Source organism: Bacillus sp. AFS098217 (assembly GCF_002551815.1).
GTDB lineage: Bacteria > Bacillota > Bacilli > Bacillales > Bacillaceae_G > Bacillus_A.
Genome location: NZ_NVPR01000012.1, coordinates 1 through 15,694, shown reverse-complemented (window position 1 = coordinate 15,694; position 15,694 = coordinate 1). Strand labels below are relative to the sequence as shown.

The 15,694-nt window shown below is 35.7% G+C and carries 17 protein-coding genes and 1 pseudogene; 8 read left to right on the top strand and 10 right to left on the bottom strand.

Annotated elements, in window-relative coordinates:
• Positions 1 to 50: 50 nt before the first annotated feature.
• The gene (locus COO03_RS02440) at positions 51 to 146 is read right to left on the bottom strand and encodes a DUF3948 family protein (protein ID WP_097894883.1); all 96 of its coding nucleotides are present in this window, start codon (positions 144 to 146) and stop codon (positions 51 to 53) included.
• A 288-nt stretch (positions 147 to 434) separates the two neighbouring features.
• Here COO03_RS02440 and COO03_RS02430 point away from each other — a divergent pair.
• Positions 435 to 560 (top strand): annotated as a pseudogene (locus COO03_RS02430) (LacI family DNA-binding transcriptional regulator); the annotation flags it as partial.
• A gap of 154 nt (positions 561 to 714) precedes the next feature.
• A complete protein-coding gene (locus COO03_RS02425) occupies positions 715 to 1,551 on the top strand; it encodes a YitT family protein (RefSeq protein WP_097894882.1) in 837 nt (278 codons plus the stop codon).
• A gap of 22 nt (positions 1,552 to 1,573) precedes the next feature.
• Here COO03_RS02425 and COO03_RS02420 read toward each other — a convergent pair whose 3' ends face one another.
• The 5 genes from COO03_RS02420 to nirB are packed head-to-tail and all read right to left on the bottom strand — an operon-like array spanning position 1,574 to position 6,946.
• Positions 1,574 to 2,032: a precorrin-2 dehydrogenase gene (locus COO03_RS02420; protein ID WP_097894881.1), complete on the bottom strand. Its 459-nt coding sequence runs from the start codon at positions 2,030 to 2,032 to the stop codon at positions 1,574 to 1,576.
• Positions 2,025 to 2,735: a sirohydrochlorin chelatase gene (locus COO03_RS02415; protein WP_097894880.1), complete on the bottom strand. Its 711-nt coding sequence runs from the start codon at positions 2,733 to 2,735 to the stop codon at positions 2,025 to 2,027. Before COO03_RS02415 ends, COO03_RS02420 begins: the two co-directional genes overlap by 8 nt.
• On the bottom strand, positions 2,732 to 4,156 hold the full coding sequence (locus COO03_RS02410; protein ID WP_097894879.1) for a uroporphyrin-III C-methyltransferase: 1,425 nt from the start codon (positions 4,154 to 4,156) through the stop codon (positions 2,732 to 2,734). Before COO03_RS02410 ends, COO03_RS02415 begins: the two co-directional genes overlap by 4 nt.
• A gap of 54 nt (positions 4,157 to 4,210) precedes the next feature.
• Positions 4,211 to 4,528, bottom strand: coding sequence for a nitrite reductase small subunit NirD (nirD, locus tag COO03_RS02405; protein ID WP_141523278.1), 318 nt, complete (start codon positions 4,526 to 4,528; stop codon positions 4,211 to 4,213).
• Positions 4,529 to 4,540: 12 nt separating this feature from the next.
• Complete coding sequence (gene nirB / locus COO03_RS02400; protein ID WP_097894878.1) at positions 4,541 to 6,946, bottom strand: nitrite reductase large subunit NirB; 2,406 nt, start codon at positions 6,944 to 6,946, stop codon at positions 4,541 to 4,543.
• Positions 6,947 to 7,216: 270 nt separating this feature from the next.
• On the opposite strand from nirB, the gene COO03_RS02395 reads away from it, so the two are divergent.
• Complete coding sequence (locus COO03_RS02395; RefSeq protein ID WP_097894910.1) at positions 7,217 to 7,573, top strand: YxeA family protein; 357 nt, start codon at positions 7,217 to 7,219, stop codon at positions 7,571 to 7,573.
• 138 nt (positions 7,574 to 7,711) lie between these two features.
• Here COO03_RS02395 and COO03_RS02390 read toward each other — a convergent pair whose 3' ends face one another.
• Positions 7,712 to 7,813, bottom strand: coding sequence for a DUF3948 family protein (locus COO03_RS02390; protein WP_097894877.1), 102 nt, complete (start codon positions 7,811 to 7,813; stop codon positions 7,712 to 7,714).
• Positions 7,814 to 8,525: 712 nt separating this feature from the next.
• On the opposite strand from COO03_RS02390, the gene COO03_RS02380 reads away from it, so the two are divergent.
• Positions 8,526 to 9,296: a TatD family hydrolase gene (locus tag COO03_RS02380; RefSeq protein ID WP_097894875.1), complete on the top strand. Its 771-nt coding sequence runs from the start codon at positions 8,526 to 8,528 to the stop codon at positions 9,294 to 9,296.
• 315 nt (positions 9,297 to 9,611) lie between these two features.
• Positions 9,612 to 10,145 carry a transglycosylase SLT domain-containing protein gene (locus COO03_RS02375; RefSeq protein WP_097894874.1) on the top strand — a complete coding sequence of 178 codons (534 nt, stop codon included), beginning with the start codon at positions 9,612 to 9,614 and terminating at the stop codon, positions 10,143 to 10,145.
• A 17-nt stretch (positions 10,146 to 10,162) separates the two neighbouring features.
• On the opposite strand, the gene COO03_RS02370 is transcribed toward COO03_RS02375, so the two are convergent.
• Both COO03_RS02370 and COO03_RS02365 read right to left on the bottom strand, forming a co-directional pair.
• Positions 10,163 to 10,948 carry a DUF4931 domain-containing protein gene (locus COO03_RS02370; RefSeq protein WP_097894873.1) on the bottom strand — a complete coding sequence of 262 codons (786 nt, stop codon included), beginning with the start codon at positions 10,946 to 10,948 and terminating at the stop codon, positions 10,163 to 10,165.
• Positions 10,949 to 10,982: 34 nt separating this feature from the next.
• Entirely contained in the window at positions 10,983 to 11,270 is a 288-nt protein-coding gene (locus COO03_RS02365; protein ID WP_097894872.1) for a YciI family protein, read from the bottom strand.
• Between the two features lie 103 nt (positions 11,271 to 11,373).
• On the opposite strand from COO03_RS02365, the gene COO03_RS02360 reads away from it, so the two are divergent.
• Positions 11,374 to 13,119, top strand: coding sequence for an ABC transporter ATP-binding protein (locus COO03_RS02360; RefSeq protein WP_097894871.1), 1,746 nt, complete (start codon positions 11,374 to 11,376; stop codon positions 13,117 to 13,119).
• A 22-nt stretch (positions 13,120 to 13,141) separates the two neighbouring features.
• Here the strand turns inward: COO03_RS02360 and COO03_RS02355 are convergent, their stop codons facing one another.
• Entirely contained in the window at positions 13,142 to 13,264 is a 123-nt protein-coding gene (locus COO03_RS02355; protein ID WP_097894870.1) for a spore coat protein B, read from the bottom strand.
• A gap of 423 nt (positions 13,265 to 13,687) precedes the next feature.
• Between COO03_RS02355 and COO03_RS26810 the strand changes: the two genes are divergently transcribed.
• Complete coding sequence (locus tag COO03_RS26810; RefSeq protein ID WP_303745253.1) at positions 13,688 to 13,822, top strand: RAxF-45 family protein; 135 nt, start codon at positions 13,688 to 13,690, stop codon at positions 13,820 to 13,822.
• Positions 13,823 to 13,946: 124 nt separating this feature from the next.
• On the top strand, positions 13,947 to 15,677 hold the full coding sequence (abc-f, locus tag COO03_RS02345) for a ribosomal protection-like ABC-F family protein (RefSeq protein WP_230322438.1): 1,731 nt from the start codon (positions 13,947 to 13,949) through the stop codon (positions 15,675 to 15,677).
• Positions 15,678 to 15,694: the final 17 nt, after the last annotated feature.

Sequence of the window (15,694 nt, the reverse complement as noted above, 5' to 3'; positions counted from 1 at the left end):
ACGGTCGTCTTTTCTATTACTATTTATATAAAGGGGAAAGGGACACAAAATTATAGCAGCGTAGCAGCGTAAATAAAAGTAGTAAGAAGAAATGAGCCGCTAGCTAATCCGATAAAGTCTAATTTGTTAAAAGTAATATTGTTCATACTGAAATTCTCCTTACTTGTTTAATGAAGCAGCAACTGATTTTGCATCGATAAGAGCGGATAAAACCATACTCGTTGTATTTATGAATTTGTTTGTTTTGATTTTGATGTTGTTCATCATGTGTATCCGCTCCTTTTCGAATGGTTGTTGTTACTTTCTGACTCAATTGTACGAAATATAGAGAGAAGTAACTATCGAATTAGCTTACAGGAAGATTACACTTTTGTAAGAAAGCGATAAAAAGATGTAAGGATGAGAATATTTTACACATGTTTATGAAATTCATTATGTTAAGGGAGGGAGTGAACAGATGGCTAGCTAATATTAAAGATCTTGCAAAGCTAGCTGGTGTTTCGGTTACTGCTATTTCACAGGTGTTGAATAACCATCCATATGTAAGTAAGGGGAAACGAGCAGTATAAAGAGGTTGGAGAAAACTTGAATAATTAACCAAACGTTTGTTTAAACATAATAATATAGCTGTCATAAGAAAAAGGGTACGATAAAAACCACTTCTATACCTCTAGGAGATAGTGATACAATGTCAAATGGGGGGAGGTACAAACTATGATTAATCAACGAATGAAAGAGATCGCATTAATTACAATTGGTTCCTTATTGTTTGCAATTGGTATTAACTACTTTGCAATTCCAAACCGTTTATCAGAGGGTGGAATAATTGGCCTAACGGTTGTTACGTATTATTTATTTGGATGGTCACCAGGGATTGTGAACTTTGCCTTGAATGCTGTTCTATTAGCTATTGGTTATAAATTCTTTGATAAAAAAACGATGGTTTACACAATTCTTGGGATTGTGGAAACATCTTTGTTTTTATATGCTACAGAACATATCGGACATCAAGTGAATGGCGATACACTATTAGCTGCTTTGTTTGCTGGTGTGTTTGTAGGTGTCGGATTAGGTTGTATGTTCCGAGCGGGAGGTACATCGGGAGGATCAGCAATTTTAGCACAATTAGCAAATCAATATTTAGGCTGGAGTGTTGGAAAAGGCGTTCTCATTATTGATATTGTTGTAATTGCTGGATCTGTGTTTATTATTGGACAAGAAAAAGCAATGTATACTCTTGTAGCGGTATTTATTGGGGCGAAAGTAATTGACTTCGTCGTAGAAGGAATGAATACGAAAATAGCGGTTACGATTATATCAAATCAACCTGATTTAATTCGTGAGACGATTACGAAGCATATGACACGCGGTGTTACGATATTAGAAGGACGCGGCGGATATACTGGGAAAAATAAAGAAGTATTATATGTCGTTATTAATAAGCAAGAACTTGTGAAATTAAAACAAGTCATTAGCGAAGTAGATAAAAGTGCATTTGTTGTTATTCACGATGTACGAGATGTACTTGGCGGCGGCTTTAAAGCAAGTTAAAAAGATGAGCGAGAGGATTCGTTCATCTTTTTTGCTTTAATATTTGAGGAAGGTTTGTTATTAATTTTTGTTTGATTCGTTTTGCAAAGGATGGGTTTTTACCGGAAGTTGATACACTTATAACATATTCATCATTCCGAATGATTGCTGGTGTATGGAAAGAGGATTCTGTTCCATCACTTACAATGTTAACCCATTGAAAATCATGTGCAGCCTGTTTGACCATCATATTTATATCATGGTGATTCGTGGCAGCATAGATAAGGTGAGCGTCTTGAATATCTTCTTCTGCGAATATTTTTTTCTTCCATGTAATATAGGTAAGCTTCTTCATTTCTTCACAAATATATGGGCTTACAACAGTAACAAAAGCTCCTGTATTTTTTAATCCAGCTGCCTTTCGGTATGCAATCTTTCCACCGCCGATAATGACAACATTTTTATCTTGTAGATTACACATAATCGGATAAATGTTATACATGTACATATTCCTCCATTCGTTCTAGTAAAGCTGTTTTCATGTAGGAATCAAATTGAAGGCAGTTACAGGTTGTAACGTTAGCATATTTTTTTGCATGTCGATTAATTTTTTGAAGTAATAGCCCAGTGAAGAGAAGATAAGGCATGACATATACATGATTTGTCGATACTGTCTTTTCATTGAGTTCGTCAGTAAATGAAGGTGTTCCTTTTGTTAAAAAGGAACACGAAACTGGCAGGCTCAGCCTTTGTGCAACTGCTAATCCAATTTGTTTTAATTCATGCATAGGCTGAGAATCACTGCTACCACGGCCGACAAGTAAGATTTCACTATCTTTTGTGGGCATGGCTTCACGTATTCGTTTTATTACCAGTTCAACCATAAGCGGATGTGTACTGAAAGGTGGTGCAACTGAAAATGTAATGTGTGGATAAAGCTTTTGTATTTTCTTAATTTCAAAAGGAACATCACGTTTATAATGAGCTGCTGCAAATAATAAAACAGGGACAATTAAAACCTCAGTTGCACCTTCAGTGATTGCTTCTATAATTGCATCTTGAATAGTCGGTGTTGTTAGTTCAAGAAATCCTATTTTTTGGATACTTTCACTTCGCTCGTTTATAACGGACTGAATGAAGTGCGTGAACTGTTCATTGCCCTCGTGTAAACGGCTACCATGTCCAATATAAACAATGCCTTTCATTGTGTGATCACCTCTTTGTCATTGATGATAGCTTGCAGTTGATCATCAATGTAATGAAATCCGACCTTATTGGCATATTGTAAAGTCGGTTCATCGATATATGAGAATGGTAATTTCATAATATCTGTGAAACCAAGGCGTTTTACTTCTGTTATAAACGTATCAATTGCAGCACGCCCCTCAAAGAAAATGCTATCCCATGTAAATTCAGTCAGTGTACGTGAATGAACTTCATCAAAACGATGATCAATGTTATATTGATGTGTCATCATATAAGAACCAGCACCTATTCTTTCTTGGATAACGGAAATGTGATTGATATTTCGACCTAGATAAACGGTTGTTTCAGTGGAACATGTTGCAGGTGCACCTAAAAGTCCATACTGCATAAGCTCTTTTTGTGTAGCAACATTCATATATTGCAGCGTTGCTTGCAAGGAACGAATATCTTTTTGATGTTGCACACATGATTGTAACAAGATTCCAACGCTTTCAGGTGAACAAAAAACAAGACGGTTCGCTTTAAATATTTCGCAGAGTTGACCAGATGTTAATTGGTGTTCTTGCTTTTTGAAAGTTGGTATTTGATATATGTCTGCTCCAGCTGCTTGTAACTCTTGCGATATTATACTTGTTTTGCTTGTTGCAGAGACAAATAAAACTTTTTTTCCGTGTAGTGGTTTGTGTTCTTGCCAGGCAATTTGTTTACGTAAGGATACCACCTCACCAACGATTGTCATCGAGGGATTAGAAATCTGTTCCTTTTTTACATGATCAACTATTGTGGAGAGCGTACCTGTAACAACTCGTTGTTTTCCTGTTGTCCCCCATTCAATGACTGCTACGGGTGTATCTTCTTTTCTTCCTGTTTGTAATAAATTTTCGCAAATTACCGGTAGATTTTTAACTCCCATGTAAAAGGCGATTGTGTCACTATTTAAAAGGGCACTATAATTTACTTGGTCACTAATTGCTCCTTTTGTATGACCAGTTAACAAAGTTACACTATTGCTGTAATTACGATGGGTAAGAGGGATGCCAGCATACGCACTAGCAGCAATACTAGATGTAATACCTGGGACAATCTCATATGAAATGTTTTCTTCAGCTAAAGCGGCTGCTTCTTCACCAACGCGGCCAAAAATGGACGGATCCCCACCTTTTAAGCGAACGACAGTTTTACCTTCTTTTGCGGACTGAATTAAATGAGTATTAATCATTTCTTGTCGCATAATATGATTTGTTGGCATTTTCCCGCAATAGACGAGATCGCATGTTGGCTTCGTATAACGAAGTAAATTTTGATTCAACAAGCGATCGTATAAAACAACGTCTGCTTTTTTTAGGCAATCTATAGCTTTTTTTGTAATAAGTCCTTCGTCACCAGGTCCTGCACCAACTAAATATACGTATCCGTTCATCTCTCCACCTCATCTATTTTGACTTGAAAGGAAGCGAAAGCCTCCTTTCACAAGCTACATGTATATATAAATATCGCCATTAATAACTTCTACTTCATACGTTTGAATACAACCATCGTCAGGTTTTTGAACTTCGCCTGTGACTAATGAAATCTTCCAGTCATGTAACGGACAGAAGATGAATTCTCCAGAAACAATTCCTTCGGCTAAAGGCCCGTTTTTATGCGGACATCGATTTTCTACAGCACGGATATCGCCACTTGAAAGATGAAATAAGGCGATAGATTTTTCATTGATTCGCACTTCCTTACCTATTTGAATAGGAAGGTCTTCTGCACGCATTATTTTTATTTTTTCTTTTGTTTGTAACATGTAGATCGCTCCTTACTGTACAGTTTCTACTTCATACATGGCTTTTAATGACTTGGTTTCTAATGCTTGTCCCCAAGCTTCTTCATATGTGCTACGCGCTGTTTGGAAACGTTCATTTAACATAGTAACTATCTTTTCATTTTGCAGTATTTCTTTTATGTGATCTAAGCCGATTCGTTCTACCCAAGGAGCTGTTCGTTCACCGTAAATACCAGTTTCACGGTAATGTTGTACATAAGCTGTGGCAATGCGAAGTACATCTTCTTCTGTAGGGACAATCATTACAAAATCAGCTTCACGAACTTCTGTACCACCGTTACCGCCGATATAAAGCTGGAATCCATTTTCAACACAAACGACGCCGAAGTCCTTTGTTAATGCTTCTGCACAGTTACGCGGACAACCCGTTACGCCCATTTTCATTTTATGAGGTGTATCTACCATTTCTAATGATTGCTCAAGTAACATACCAAGTCCCAATGAATCTTTTGTACCGAAGCGACAGAAACGGGAACCAACACACGATTTTACATTACGAAGAGATTTGGAATAGGCATAACCAGAATTCATATCAAGGTCAGCCCATACTTTCGGTAAATCTTCTTTTTTTACACCGTATAAGCCAATTCGGCTTGCACCTGTTATTTTTACGAGCGGTACATCATACTTTTTCGCAACCTCGGCAATTCTCATTAAATCGTCTGCGGTAGTAACGCCGCCGTACATACGAGGAATAACAGAAAATGTACCATCATGCTGAATATTGCCGTTCATTCTTTCATTAACGAAGCGCGATGATTTATCATCGGCATATTCTTCTGGACGTGCCATACGTAAATAGTAATTTAATGCAGGACGGCATTTTGAACAGCCATCTTCATGTGTGAAGCCAAGGACGTTTCGCACTTCTTTTGGGGATTTTAGCCCTTTCTCATGAATTGCTGTGACAACTTCATCACGTGATAAAGTTGTGCATCCACACATACCAACCGATTGAGCAGATGCATCAAAACTATCACCGAGTGTATGAGATAAAACTTGTTCAACAACTGGACGACATTTACCACATGATCCAGCAGCTTTTGTGCAGCCCTTTACTTCTTCAAAAGTTGTTAATTCTTGTTCTAAGATGGCATGAACAATAGTTCCCTTTGTAACACCATTACATCCACAAACGGTATCATCTGAACTCATATTTGCAACGTCAAGTCCACTTTCTTCACCGGCTTTGTGGAGAAGAGAAGCTGGTGTGTATTCTTGGATATCTTCCGCCTTTTTTAACATACTAAAGAGGCGTGTGCCGTCAGCTGTATCACCATATAAAACAACACCAACAACTTTATTGTCACGGATTAGTACTTTTTTATAGGAACGTGTGCACTCATTAAATATAGAGATTGCTTTCGTCTTATCATCTTCATAGATTTGTCCGGCAGAGAATAAATCGCATCCAGCAACTTTGAGTTGTGTACCGACGATGCTACCTGTATATCCAGATGTCTGTGAATTTGTTATATGTTTTGCTAATGTAGCACCTTGTTCATATAAGGGAGCAACAAGACCATAGGCAATACCATTATGTTCTGCGCATTCACCAACTGCATAGATTGCCTCGTCATCTGTTTGCATATAGTCATTGGTAACGATGCCGCGATTTACAAGTAAACCAGCATCCTTTGCTAATTGTGTATTAGGGCGTATTCCAACAGCCATTACAATTAAATCGCATGTTACAACATCGCCATCTTCAAATTGGATACCTTCAACATGGTCAGTGCCAAGAATCTTTACAGTTTTCTTTTTCATAAGAAACTTCATACCTTGTGCTTCTAAGTCTTCACGCAGTAATGAAGCAGCCTTAGCATCAAGTTGTTGCTCCATTAAGTAAGGCATTAAATGGACAACATGCACGTCCATTCCTAAGTCAATAAGCCCTCTTGCAGCTTCTAACCCGAGTAATCCTCCGCCTATGACAACGGCTTTTTTATATTGTTTAGCGGTATTCATCATAAATTGTGTATCTTCAATTGTGCGAAAGCCTGTTACACCTGGAAGCCCCGAACCTTCAACAGGTAAAATAAAAGCACTGGAACCTGTTGCGATAATGAGTTTATCGTACATAACAATACGATTCTTTTCTGTCACAATGACTTGTTCTTCTCGATCAATATTTTTTACTTTTTCATTTGTATACAGTGTAATATTATTTTCTTCATACCAACTGAATTCGTTCATGATGATATCTTGTATATTCGTTTTTCCTTGTAAGACGTGAGATAGCATAATACGGTTATAGTTTGGATGAGGTTCATCACCAAAAATAGTAATGTCATAAAGATTTGGATCTTGTTTTAAAATTTCTTCAACACAGCGTATACCAGCCATACCATTTCCGATCATGATTAAGCGTTTTTTCATATTCATTTCCCCTCTTAAATGTGAAATGTTTAACAAACTTTTATACTTGTATTATAAAAGTTTTGGAAAATAGAGGGTGTGATATTTATCACAGTTTTTTTAGGTTCACAAATTGTTAAAAATAATATAAAACACCACTTAAATTCTTACAAAAATGTAAGGGGAATGTAAGGTGATCCGATGGCAGAATTAATTCTCTCTCTTTAAAATAAATTTATAGAAAACTACACATATTGTGTGGAGGAGGAATCTGCCTTGGGGTGGGAAATTTTGAAGAAAAGAATAATTTTTACTGCAATAGTGATGGTAGCTGTCGTTGTATTGTTGCTACCAACAAAGCTTGGACCAGTAATTGATAAATATAATCCGTTTTATAAAACGAAAGAATACTATACGATTGTGAATGGTATTGGCCAGCACATTGGAGATGGTTGGTATGAATATGAATTTGTTGCTTACGATGAAAAAGGAAGAGAACAAACTATAAAGAAAACAGTAAATCATATGTTGAAAAGAAATGAACCGTTGAAAGTTGTTGCAAAAGGACGTTATGCTGAGTCAGTAGTAGAGATTGAGGCTCAAAATATTCCTGTGCAGGCGAGAAGTAAACTTTTGGAGATGAGGTAAAAAGATCACTACATTTTGTAATGATCTTTTCATGGATTGGCATTCGAAATTTTACAGCAAGAGACATTGCTTAACAGGAAAACCCAACCGGGACAGGTTGGGTTTTCTTTATTATATAAAGGGGAAGGGGACACAATTTTATACGAGAATCATTGCAGCGGCATAAATGAAAGTTGTAAGAAGAGCTGCACCGCTAGCAAGTCCAATTACGTCTAATTTGTTAAAAGTGATGTTGTTCATATTTACTCTCTCCTTACTTATTTTATGAAGTAGTAACAATACTGTGTTTGTTGCTCTTTCTGACTTTATTGTACGAAATACTTGTGAAGGCAACTATCGAATTACATTACAGGAGGCTTACAGTTTTGTAATGTATGTGTAAGGTAATTCGATAGTTGTTATGTACGAACTTTACTACAATGTGAGTAGGAAGTTTGAAAATACAACTTTCTGTCTGAATGATGAATATTTGAAAACCAACTAACTATTGAATAGACCTCATCTCTATAGGAAATGAGGCTATTTTTTTAAACCTTACAACATTGTAAGGTTTACGTAAGTTAATTCGATGGCTCACTTGTCATATTTTTTGCATAATAGAAATAGAAAAGAAATTAGGGAGATATTAAGAAGGGAGAAGAATGGGATGCGTAAAGAAGAAGTAGTGAAGTTACCAATAAAAGATTTCTGTAGCTACTTTACTGTTGCCGTAGTATGTATTGGATTGTTTGATATGATAACAAATTTAATTGTTAAATAATATAGATGATAAAACAAGAAAGAGATTCTTTCTTGTTTTTTTATTGTCGCTAATCTGAGGTAGCGTATTAATATATATACATCAATTAAAAAAACGACATAAAACCCCTCTTTTNNCTTTTTATTCCGCATAGCAGGGATTTAGAAGTCGAAAAATGAAAATGGATTTATATAGATGTAAGGGGTGATAGGGATGAAATGGATTGATAGTCATATACATTTAGATCAATATAAGAGCGAAGAGCAAATGGAACTAATTGATGATATGAAAAGAAGTACAGAGATTGATGGATTGATTGCGGTATCAATGAACTATCATTCTTGCCAACAGACACTATCTTTAGCAGAACAATATAAATTTGTATATCCGGCAATTGGTTTTCATCCGGAGCAACCAATTAATAAAAAAGAATGCGAACAAATTTACAAATTAATTGAAGCGAATATAGAGCATCTTGTTGCTATAGGCGAAGTTGGTCTGCCATATTATTTAAGGCAAGAAAAGAGAGATCTTCCATTAGAACTTTATATAGAGGTATTAGAGAAATTTATGGCTTTAGCTAGGAAGTACGATTTACCTATTGTACTGCATGCAGTTTATGAAGATGCTGATATAGTATGTGATTTACTTGAAAAATATGAGATTTCACGTGCACATTTTCATTGGTTTAAGGGAAGCAAAAAAACGATGGAGAGAATGGTTCAAAATGGTTACTATATTTCCATTACACCCGATATTGTGCAGAAGGAGAAAATTCGAAAGATTGTCTCGTTTTATCCGCTAGAATATATGATGGTTGAAACAGATGGCCCTTGGAAATTTCAAGAGGATATCATGACACATCCAAATATGATTAAAGATGTGTTGAAAGAAATAAGCCTAATAAAAAACATGCCTATAGATAAGGTTGCAGAGCGGATATATCAGAATACAGTTCGATTTTATAACGCTATTTGTCGGTAATCATACTTCCACTTTAAAATTTAGGTGGGAGCTGAAGAAAATTCCCATTATTTAAAGTTTCATTTTATGATTCCATTCGTTTTGCACGTCTTATTAATGAAAGAAAAACGAGCACGCTCATTCCAAGTATGAGAAGGGGATATTACATTTCCCAGACAGTTTTACCATGTATTTTTCATGAAATCAGTCTAAAGCAGGATGCGAAAAGGCCTGATTATTTGATATGATTGAAGAGCAAGAGAATAATAGAATGCAGGTAATTGTAAAGGAAGAGCTGAAAGGGGACAAATTTCAGCAGAGAAAGAGGTAGGGGTAGTGAAAAAATTCTTTGTAGGATTTCTAGTTGTTCTTGGAATATATTTGTATTTTCAAGGTGAATCTGAAGGAATGGAAAGAGTAATAAAACAGGCAAGTTATGTTAATCCAGAAGAAGCAAAACAGATGAAACAAATTATTACAGAGGAAGCAAAGAAAGTAAATCTTCCTGAATGGATACCTCTTACAATTGCTGAACATGAAAGTCGTTTGAATCCAAAGAGTGTTGGAGATAGTGGCACTTCGTTTGGATTGTTTCAATTACATCGCGGTGGTGGACTCGCACCGGATCATTTCACGGATGAACAATTAAAGGATCCGCGTACAAACGCTCAAATTGCAATGCCGCATTTGGCGGAAGGGTATAAAAGAGGTGTGCAAAAAGGTTTGACTGATTTTGAATTACTAAAATATATAGCAAATACGTCTGGTTGGCCAGGTAATTTAGGGCCGGAGTGGACTGATAAAAATATGAAGTATAACGAAGGGCTAAAGAACGTATATTATCGAAATAAAGGAGTAGTAAAAGAGTAGGTGTTAGGACACCTACTCTATTTTTCTATAAAAAGTTCCATTTCATTTGTAAAATATCGTTCAAGTTGCTGTTTTACATCTTCTAACTTTGTAGAAACTTGTGGGATTTTATATCCAACATATAATGGTGAAACAACGAAACGTGGAACAACCTTACAAATCATTTTACCCTCAAAATGATAGAAGAATAAATTATAGCTGCTACATCCCTTATGGAAATCTGTTAATATGTAACGCACAGTTTGTTGAATATAATGTGCCATTATATCAACGGATTTTATATCCTCAATGACAATATTAAATTCAGTAAAACCGATAATTGGACGTGTAGAAATATTAAGTTCAATTTGCTCATCTTTTTGTACGATTACGCCTTGAAAGTGTTCAGGTGTTACATTTTCTCGGTAGTCTACATATTTCATTCCAATAATTTGCATATGTGCATGATGTAAACTTCCACCTGAAAATGGACCATAATTTTTATATAAAATAACAGAAGTAAATTCATTACTATTTTCTAAAGCGAGCCAATGTTTAATCGAGAAACGAATTAACTTTTGCATGTGTTCAGGTGTATAGGTCGCAATATGATCATCACAATTATCTGTTTCTATAAGAACAGTTTGAAACGTATCTTTCAATGTTGGAAATTTATTTTTCAACCAGATAATAGAGTCTTCCGTTTCTAAAATGTCGGTGAGGTTTTCCGTATCGCAAAAAGGACAAGCTGTATTTTTATTACGGATGCTCTCTGGTTTTTGCTTGCCAATATCATTTAAAAAATAAAGTTGTTGTGTATCCATTCGTATATGCCCCTTTGAAAATATATGTGAATTTCTATCTTACAAACGATGCAAAATTTGCATCATATTTTGTCGGTGTAAATTCAATAATTTCATATTCAGCCATTCCATATATATGGAATGGATCTTCCTTAATGATCTGCTGGATTTCTTCTTTAGAATTTAAGTTCATCAAAATGAGCCCACCGGTACGTGGATTGCGGCGACCGGAAAAAATAAACTTCTCTTGCGCATAATAGTGATCTAAAAATTGAATGTGTTCTTTTAGGTATTGTTCAATTTCTTCGAGTGGTTTGATGTAGTTTACCATTACTAAGAACATTTTTAATCCCCCTATGTGTGAAATTCCCGTCTAATATATTCGTGAAAAGGAAAGGGAAATCCTGTATAGTGGTACAGGGAATAGAGGGAAAAGGAGTTAGAAGATGGAAAACCAGAAAAATGTATCATTTCGTGATATATGGCGGACTGCTAATCCGTCAAAAAAATTATTTGCAATAGGGTTGTTTTTTTCAATACTATCAACAATTGCTGGACTAGGTATCCCGCTCTTAATTAAAGAACTAATGGAAGGATTTTTAAATGGCTTCTCCTTTTCGACGTTAGGATTGATTGCTGGATTATTGCTAGTTGAGTTTCTAGGCGAAGCTAGTTCTATGTATATGCTGTCTCGAGTTGGAGAAGGAATTGTACGAACGATAAGAGAGAAAGTATGGGGAAAATTATTAAGTCTTCCGGTAGGATATTACGATAAAAATCAATCTGGTGAGATGGTAAGCCGCGTAACGAATGATACAACAGTATTAATGACGTTAATTTCTGATGAAATTGTCCAACTTATTACCAATGTATTATCAATCGTTGTATCCATTATTATCTTATTTATGTTAGACGTTCCGATGACACTTGTTTTATTGTCAGCTGTGCCTATTACTTTATTGGTTGTTTTACCGCTTGGAAAAAAGCTTGCTGACTTATCTGATCGAGAACAGAAGCAAATGTCGGAGCTAACTGCATTTTTATCACAGACATTAGGTGAAATCAAACTAATTAAATCGTATAATGCGGAAGGAATTGAATATAAAAGGGGCCAGCATAAATTTCAAAATTTATTTCAATATGGGATGAAGCAGGCCAAAATCAAATCCGTTTTAGGTCCAATTTTAGGAATGTGTACATTAGTAGTGTTAATGAGTGTTGTAGGGTTTGGCGTTTGGCGAGTTGATCGAGGATATATTTCATCTGGTGAATTAGTAGCGTTCATTTTATATCTGTTTCAAATTTTAATGCCATTTGTACAAATGAACCAGTTTGTAACGAGTTTTCAAGAGGCAAAAGGTTCTACACGGCGCCTATTTCAAATATTACATGAAGCAGAAGAAGAACATGTTTCTCTTTCACAAAAAGTTGATGTACCAGAAAAATTAACATTTCAAAATGTAAGTTTTCATTACAATGAGCAAAGTCCAATTTTAAAAAATATTTCATTTACAGTGAAAAAAGGTACGACAACAGCACTTGTAGGGCCAAGTGGTGCAGGGAAGAGTACAATCTTTTCATTGATGGAACGATTTTATGGGCCAACAGATGGAGATATTTTATTAAATGGAAATTCTTATCGCGGCATGAATATAGAAGCATGGCGAAAGCATTTTAGTTATGTTGCTCAAGCGGCTCCTGTATTATCTGGGACAATTACAGAAAATATTACATATGGTATGAAACGTACTGTTTCACAAGAAGAGGTCATTCAGGCAGCAAAGCTTGCGAATGCACATGAATTTATCATTGAATTTCCTGATGGATATGAAACAGAGGTTGGAGAGCGTGGAAATCAATTATCTGGTGGTCAAAAACAGCGAATTGCTATTGCGCGGGCCCTTTTACGTGATACAGAGTTCCTATTATTAGATGAAGCAACGGCAAGTCTAGATTCGGAATCCGAAGTGAAAATACAAAGGGCGATTGAAAATGTATTTGCGAGTAGGACGACATGTGTTATCGCTCATCGATTATCAACAGTCATACAAGCCGATAACATTCTTGTGTTGGAGAACGGAAGTATCACTGGAACTGGTACACATGAAGAATTAATGAAACATCATGCGTATTATAAAAAGATTGTAGAACAACAATTTCTAATAGAAAAAACAAAAGACAAGATATCCTAATTGCACATGGGTATCTTGTCTTTTATTTTTTCTGTAATAATGTGTATGGATCATATAGAGTCGTTTCATTCTGTTTCTTTTTTCTATTTTTCAGTGCATGTAAGGCAAAGGTTGCCCCTACAATTGTAAAGATGGCTTTCTTCATATTTATTTCCCCTTTTTTTATTGTTCATTTAATTTATGGCTAACTGCTTTTGCATCAATTAAAGCGTGGAGAATCATTTTTACCATGTTCATCATTTTTATTCCTCCTTTTATAGTTGGTTAAGTTCTTTTACAACTGCTTGTCCGTTTACTAACACCTCGAAGATTGCTTTTACGATTTCTTTCATCATGATTGTTTCCTCCTTTTGTGTATCTCTTGTTTACATCTTTATTGTATAAGGAGGCGTCATTATGTACTATCGCTTTCCATTACGTGAACATAACAGTTTTGTAAGATGGGATGTAATTTGTTGAAATGTGTAGTCTACTTTCATTATTTTCAGAAAAATGACTATTCAAACATTGAATGGGGAAGTATAATAAAAAAGTAAGTATCAAATTCCGTACGAAAGGAGTGAATGAGATGAAACGTTCTTTAGCTGCGCACGCAAAATTTTTAGACTTTATCTATTTTTGTCGTGCGATTTTTCATGATGTAGTTGCTAACGGGATACGTATGCCCTTTTTTAGCAATTGCATAGTAGCTATTGAACGATAGAAATCTCTTCACCCATTTTATAAGACGTGTGAAAAGGGAGCTATTTTGCTTCCTTTTTCTATGCCAAAAACCATGGGGAAAGTTTCTTTCCTCATGTTTTTTTACGTTGAAAGGAGTACGGAAAATGACAATTTGTAGTGTGAACAATGTAACGAAATCTTTTGGTGGGAACATCATATTTGAAAATATATCATTTGAAATAAAGAATGGCGAACGCATTGGATTGGTTGGCCGAAATGGTAGTGGAAAGACAACAATTTTTCAGCTGTTAACAGGGATTGAGAGTGTAGATGCTGGAGCAATTCATATGAAGAAAGGGACGCGTATTGGTCATGTAGCACAAATTCCAAAGTTTGCTGATGAAACGACTGTATATGATGTATTAAGCTCTGCTTTTGCAAAAGAGAAAGAATTAGAAACAGAAATGCGTAGTTTAGAGAAACGTATGGCAGAGGAACAAGAGCTAGCTGATTTACAAAAATTAATGGAGAAATATGGAGTAGTACAGGAACAATTTGCATTTTTAGGTGGTTATGAAATAGAAGCAAACATCATGAAGGTAGCAAATGGTTTACAAGTAACAGAGCTATTTTCTCGAATTTTTGCTGAGCTAAGTGGCGGGGAGCAGACGAAAGTAAGTCTTGCTTATATGCTGCTCAAGAAACCAGATTTACTGTTATTAGATGAACCAACAAATCATTTAGATTTATTTGCAGTAGAATGGCTCGAACAATTTTTGAAAGAGTATACAGGAACAGTGGTTGTGATCTCACATGATCGTTATTTTCTTGATGAAGTCGTTACGAAAATTTTTGACTTGGAAGACGGAGAAATTCATGTATATCGTACGAACTACTCACAGTTTGTGAAGGAGAAGGAAGAAAGATTACTCCAAGAGTTCCAATCTTATCAAGAACAGCAAAAGAAAATAAAGAAAATGAAAGAAGCAATTAAACGTTTAAGGGAATGGGCAAATCAAGCGAACCCTCCGAACGAAGGATTGCATAAACGTGCTAGAAATATGGAACGAGCATTAGAACGAATGGAGAAGTTAAAAAAGCCAATTTTAGAAAGAAAACAGATGGGACTTCAATTTGAAGGACAAGAGAGAAGTGGAAAAGATGTTGTCGTAATGAAGGAAGTGGGCAAAAGTTTTGCGGATCGTACTTTATTCCGAGGAGTAAATTTACATGTTCGTTTTCAAGAGCGAGCAGCTATTGTTGGACGTAATGGCACAGGAAAAACAACCTTATTAAAATTATTATTAGAGGAAATGAAACCAGATACTGGTGAGATTCGAATCGGTAGTGGTGTGAAAGTCGGTTATTTATCGCAGCATGCTTATGGAAACGTAAAAACCAATGTATTGGAAGCCTTCAGGGAGCATGTGGCTGTAACAGAGGGAGAGGCTCGGCACATATTAGCTCGTTTTTTATTTTATGGTCCAGCCGTTTTTAAAAAGGTCAATCAGCTTAGTGGTGGTGAACGAATGAGATTACGGTTGGCGCAGCTTATGTATCAAGATATAAATTTTCTTGTGTTAGATGAGCCCACAAACCATCTTGATATTGAATCAAGGGAAGTGCTGGAAGAAGCTCTCGAACAATATAATGGAACCATTCTTGCTGTTTCACACGACCGTTACTTTTTAAATAAGTTGTTTGAGAAAACATATTGGATCGATGAACATACATTGTTTGAATTTGCGGGGAATTATGCATGGGCACGCCAGAAATGGGCAGAGAGAATAGAGAAAGAAGAAGTGAAACAACAAGAGGTTCCAAAAATGAAAGTAATGAATGTAAAAAAGAAGGAATCTATTGGTATAGAAGAAATTGAAGATAAGCTTATGTGAATCAATTTCATAATTCT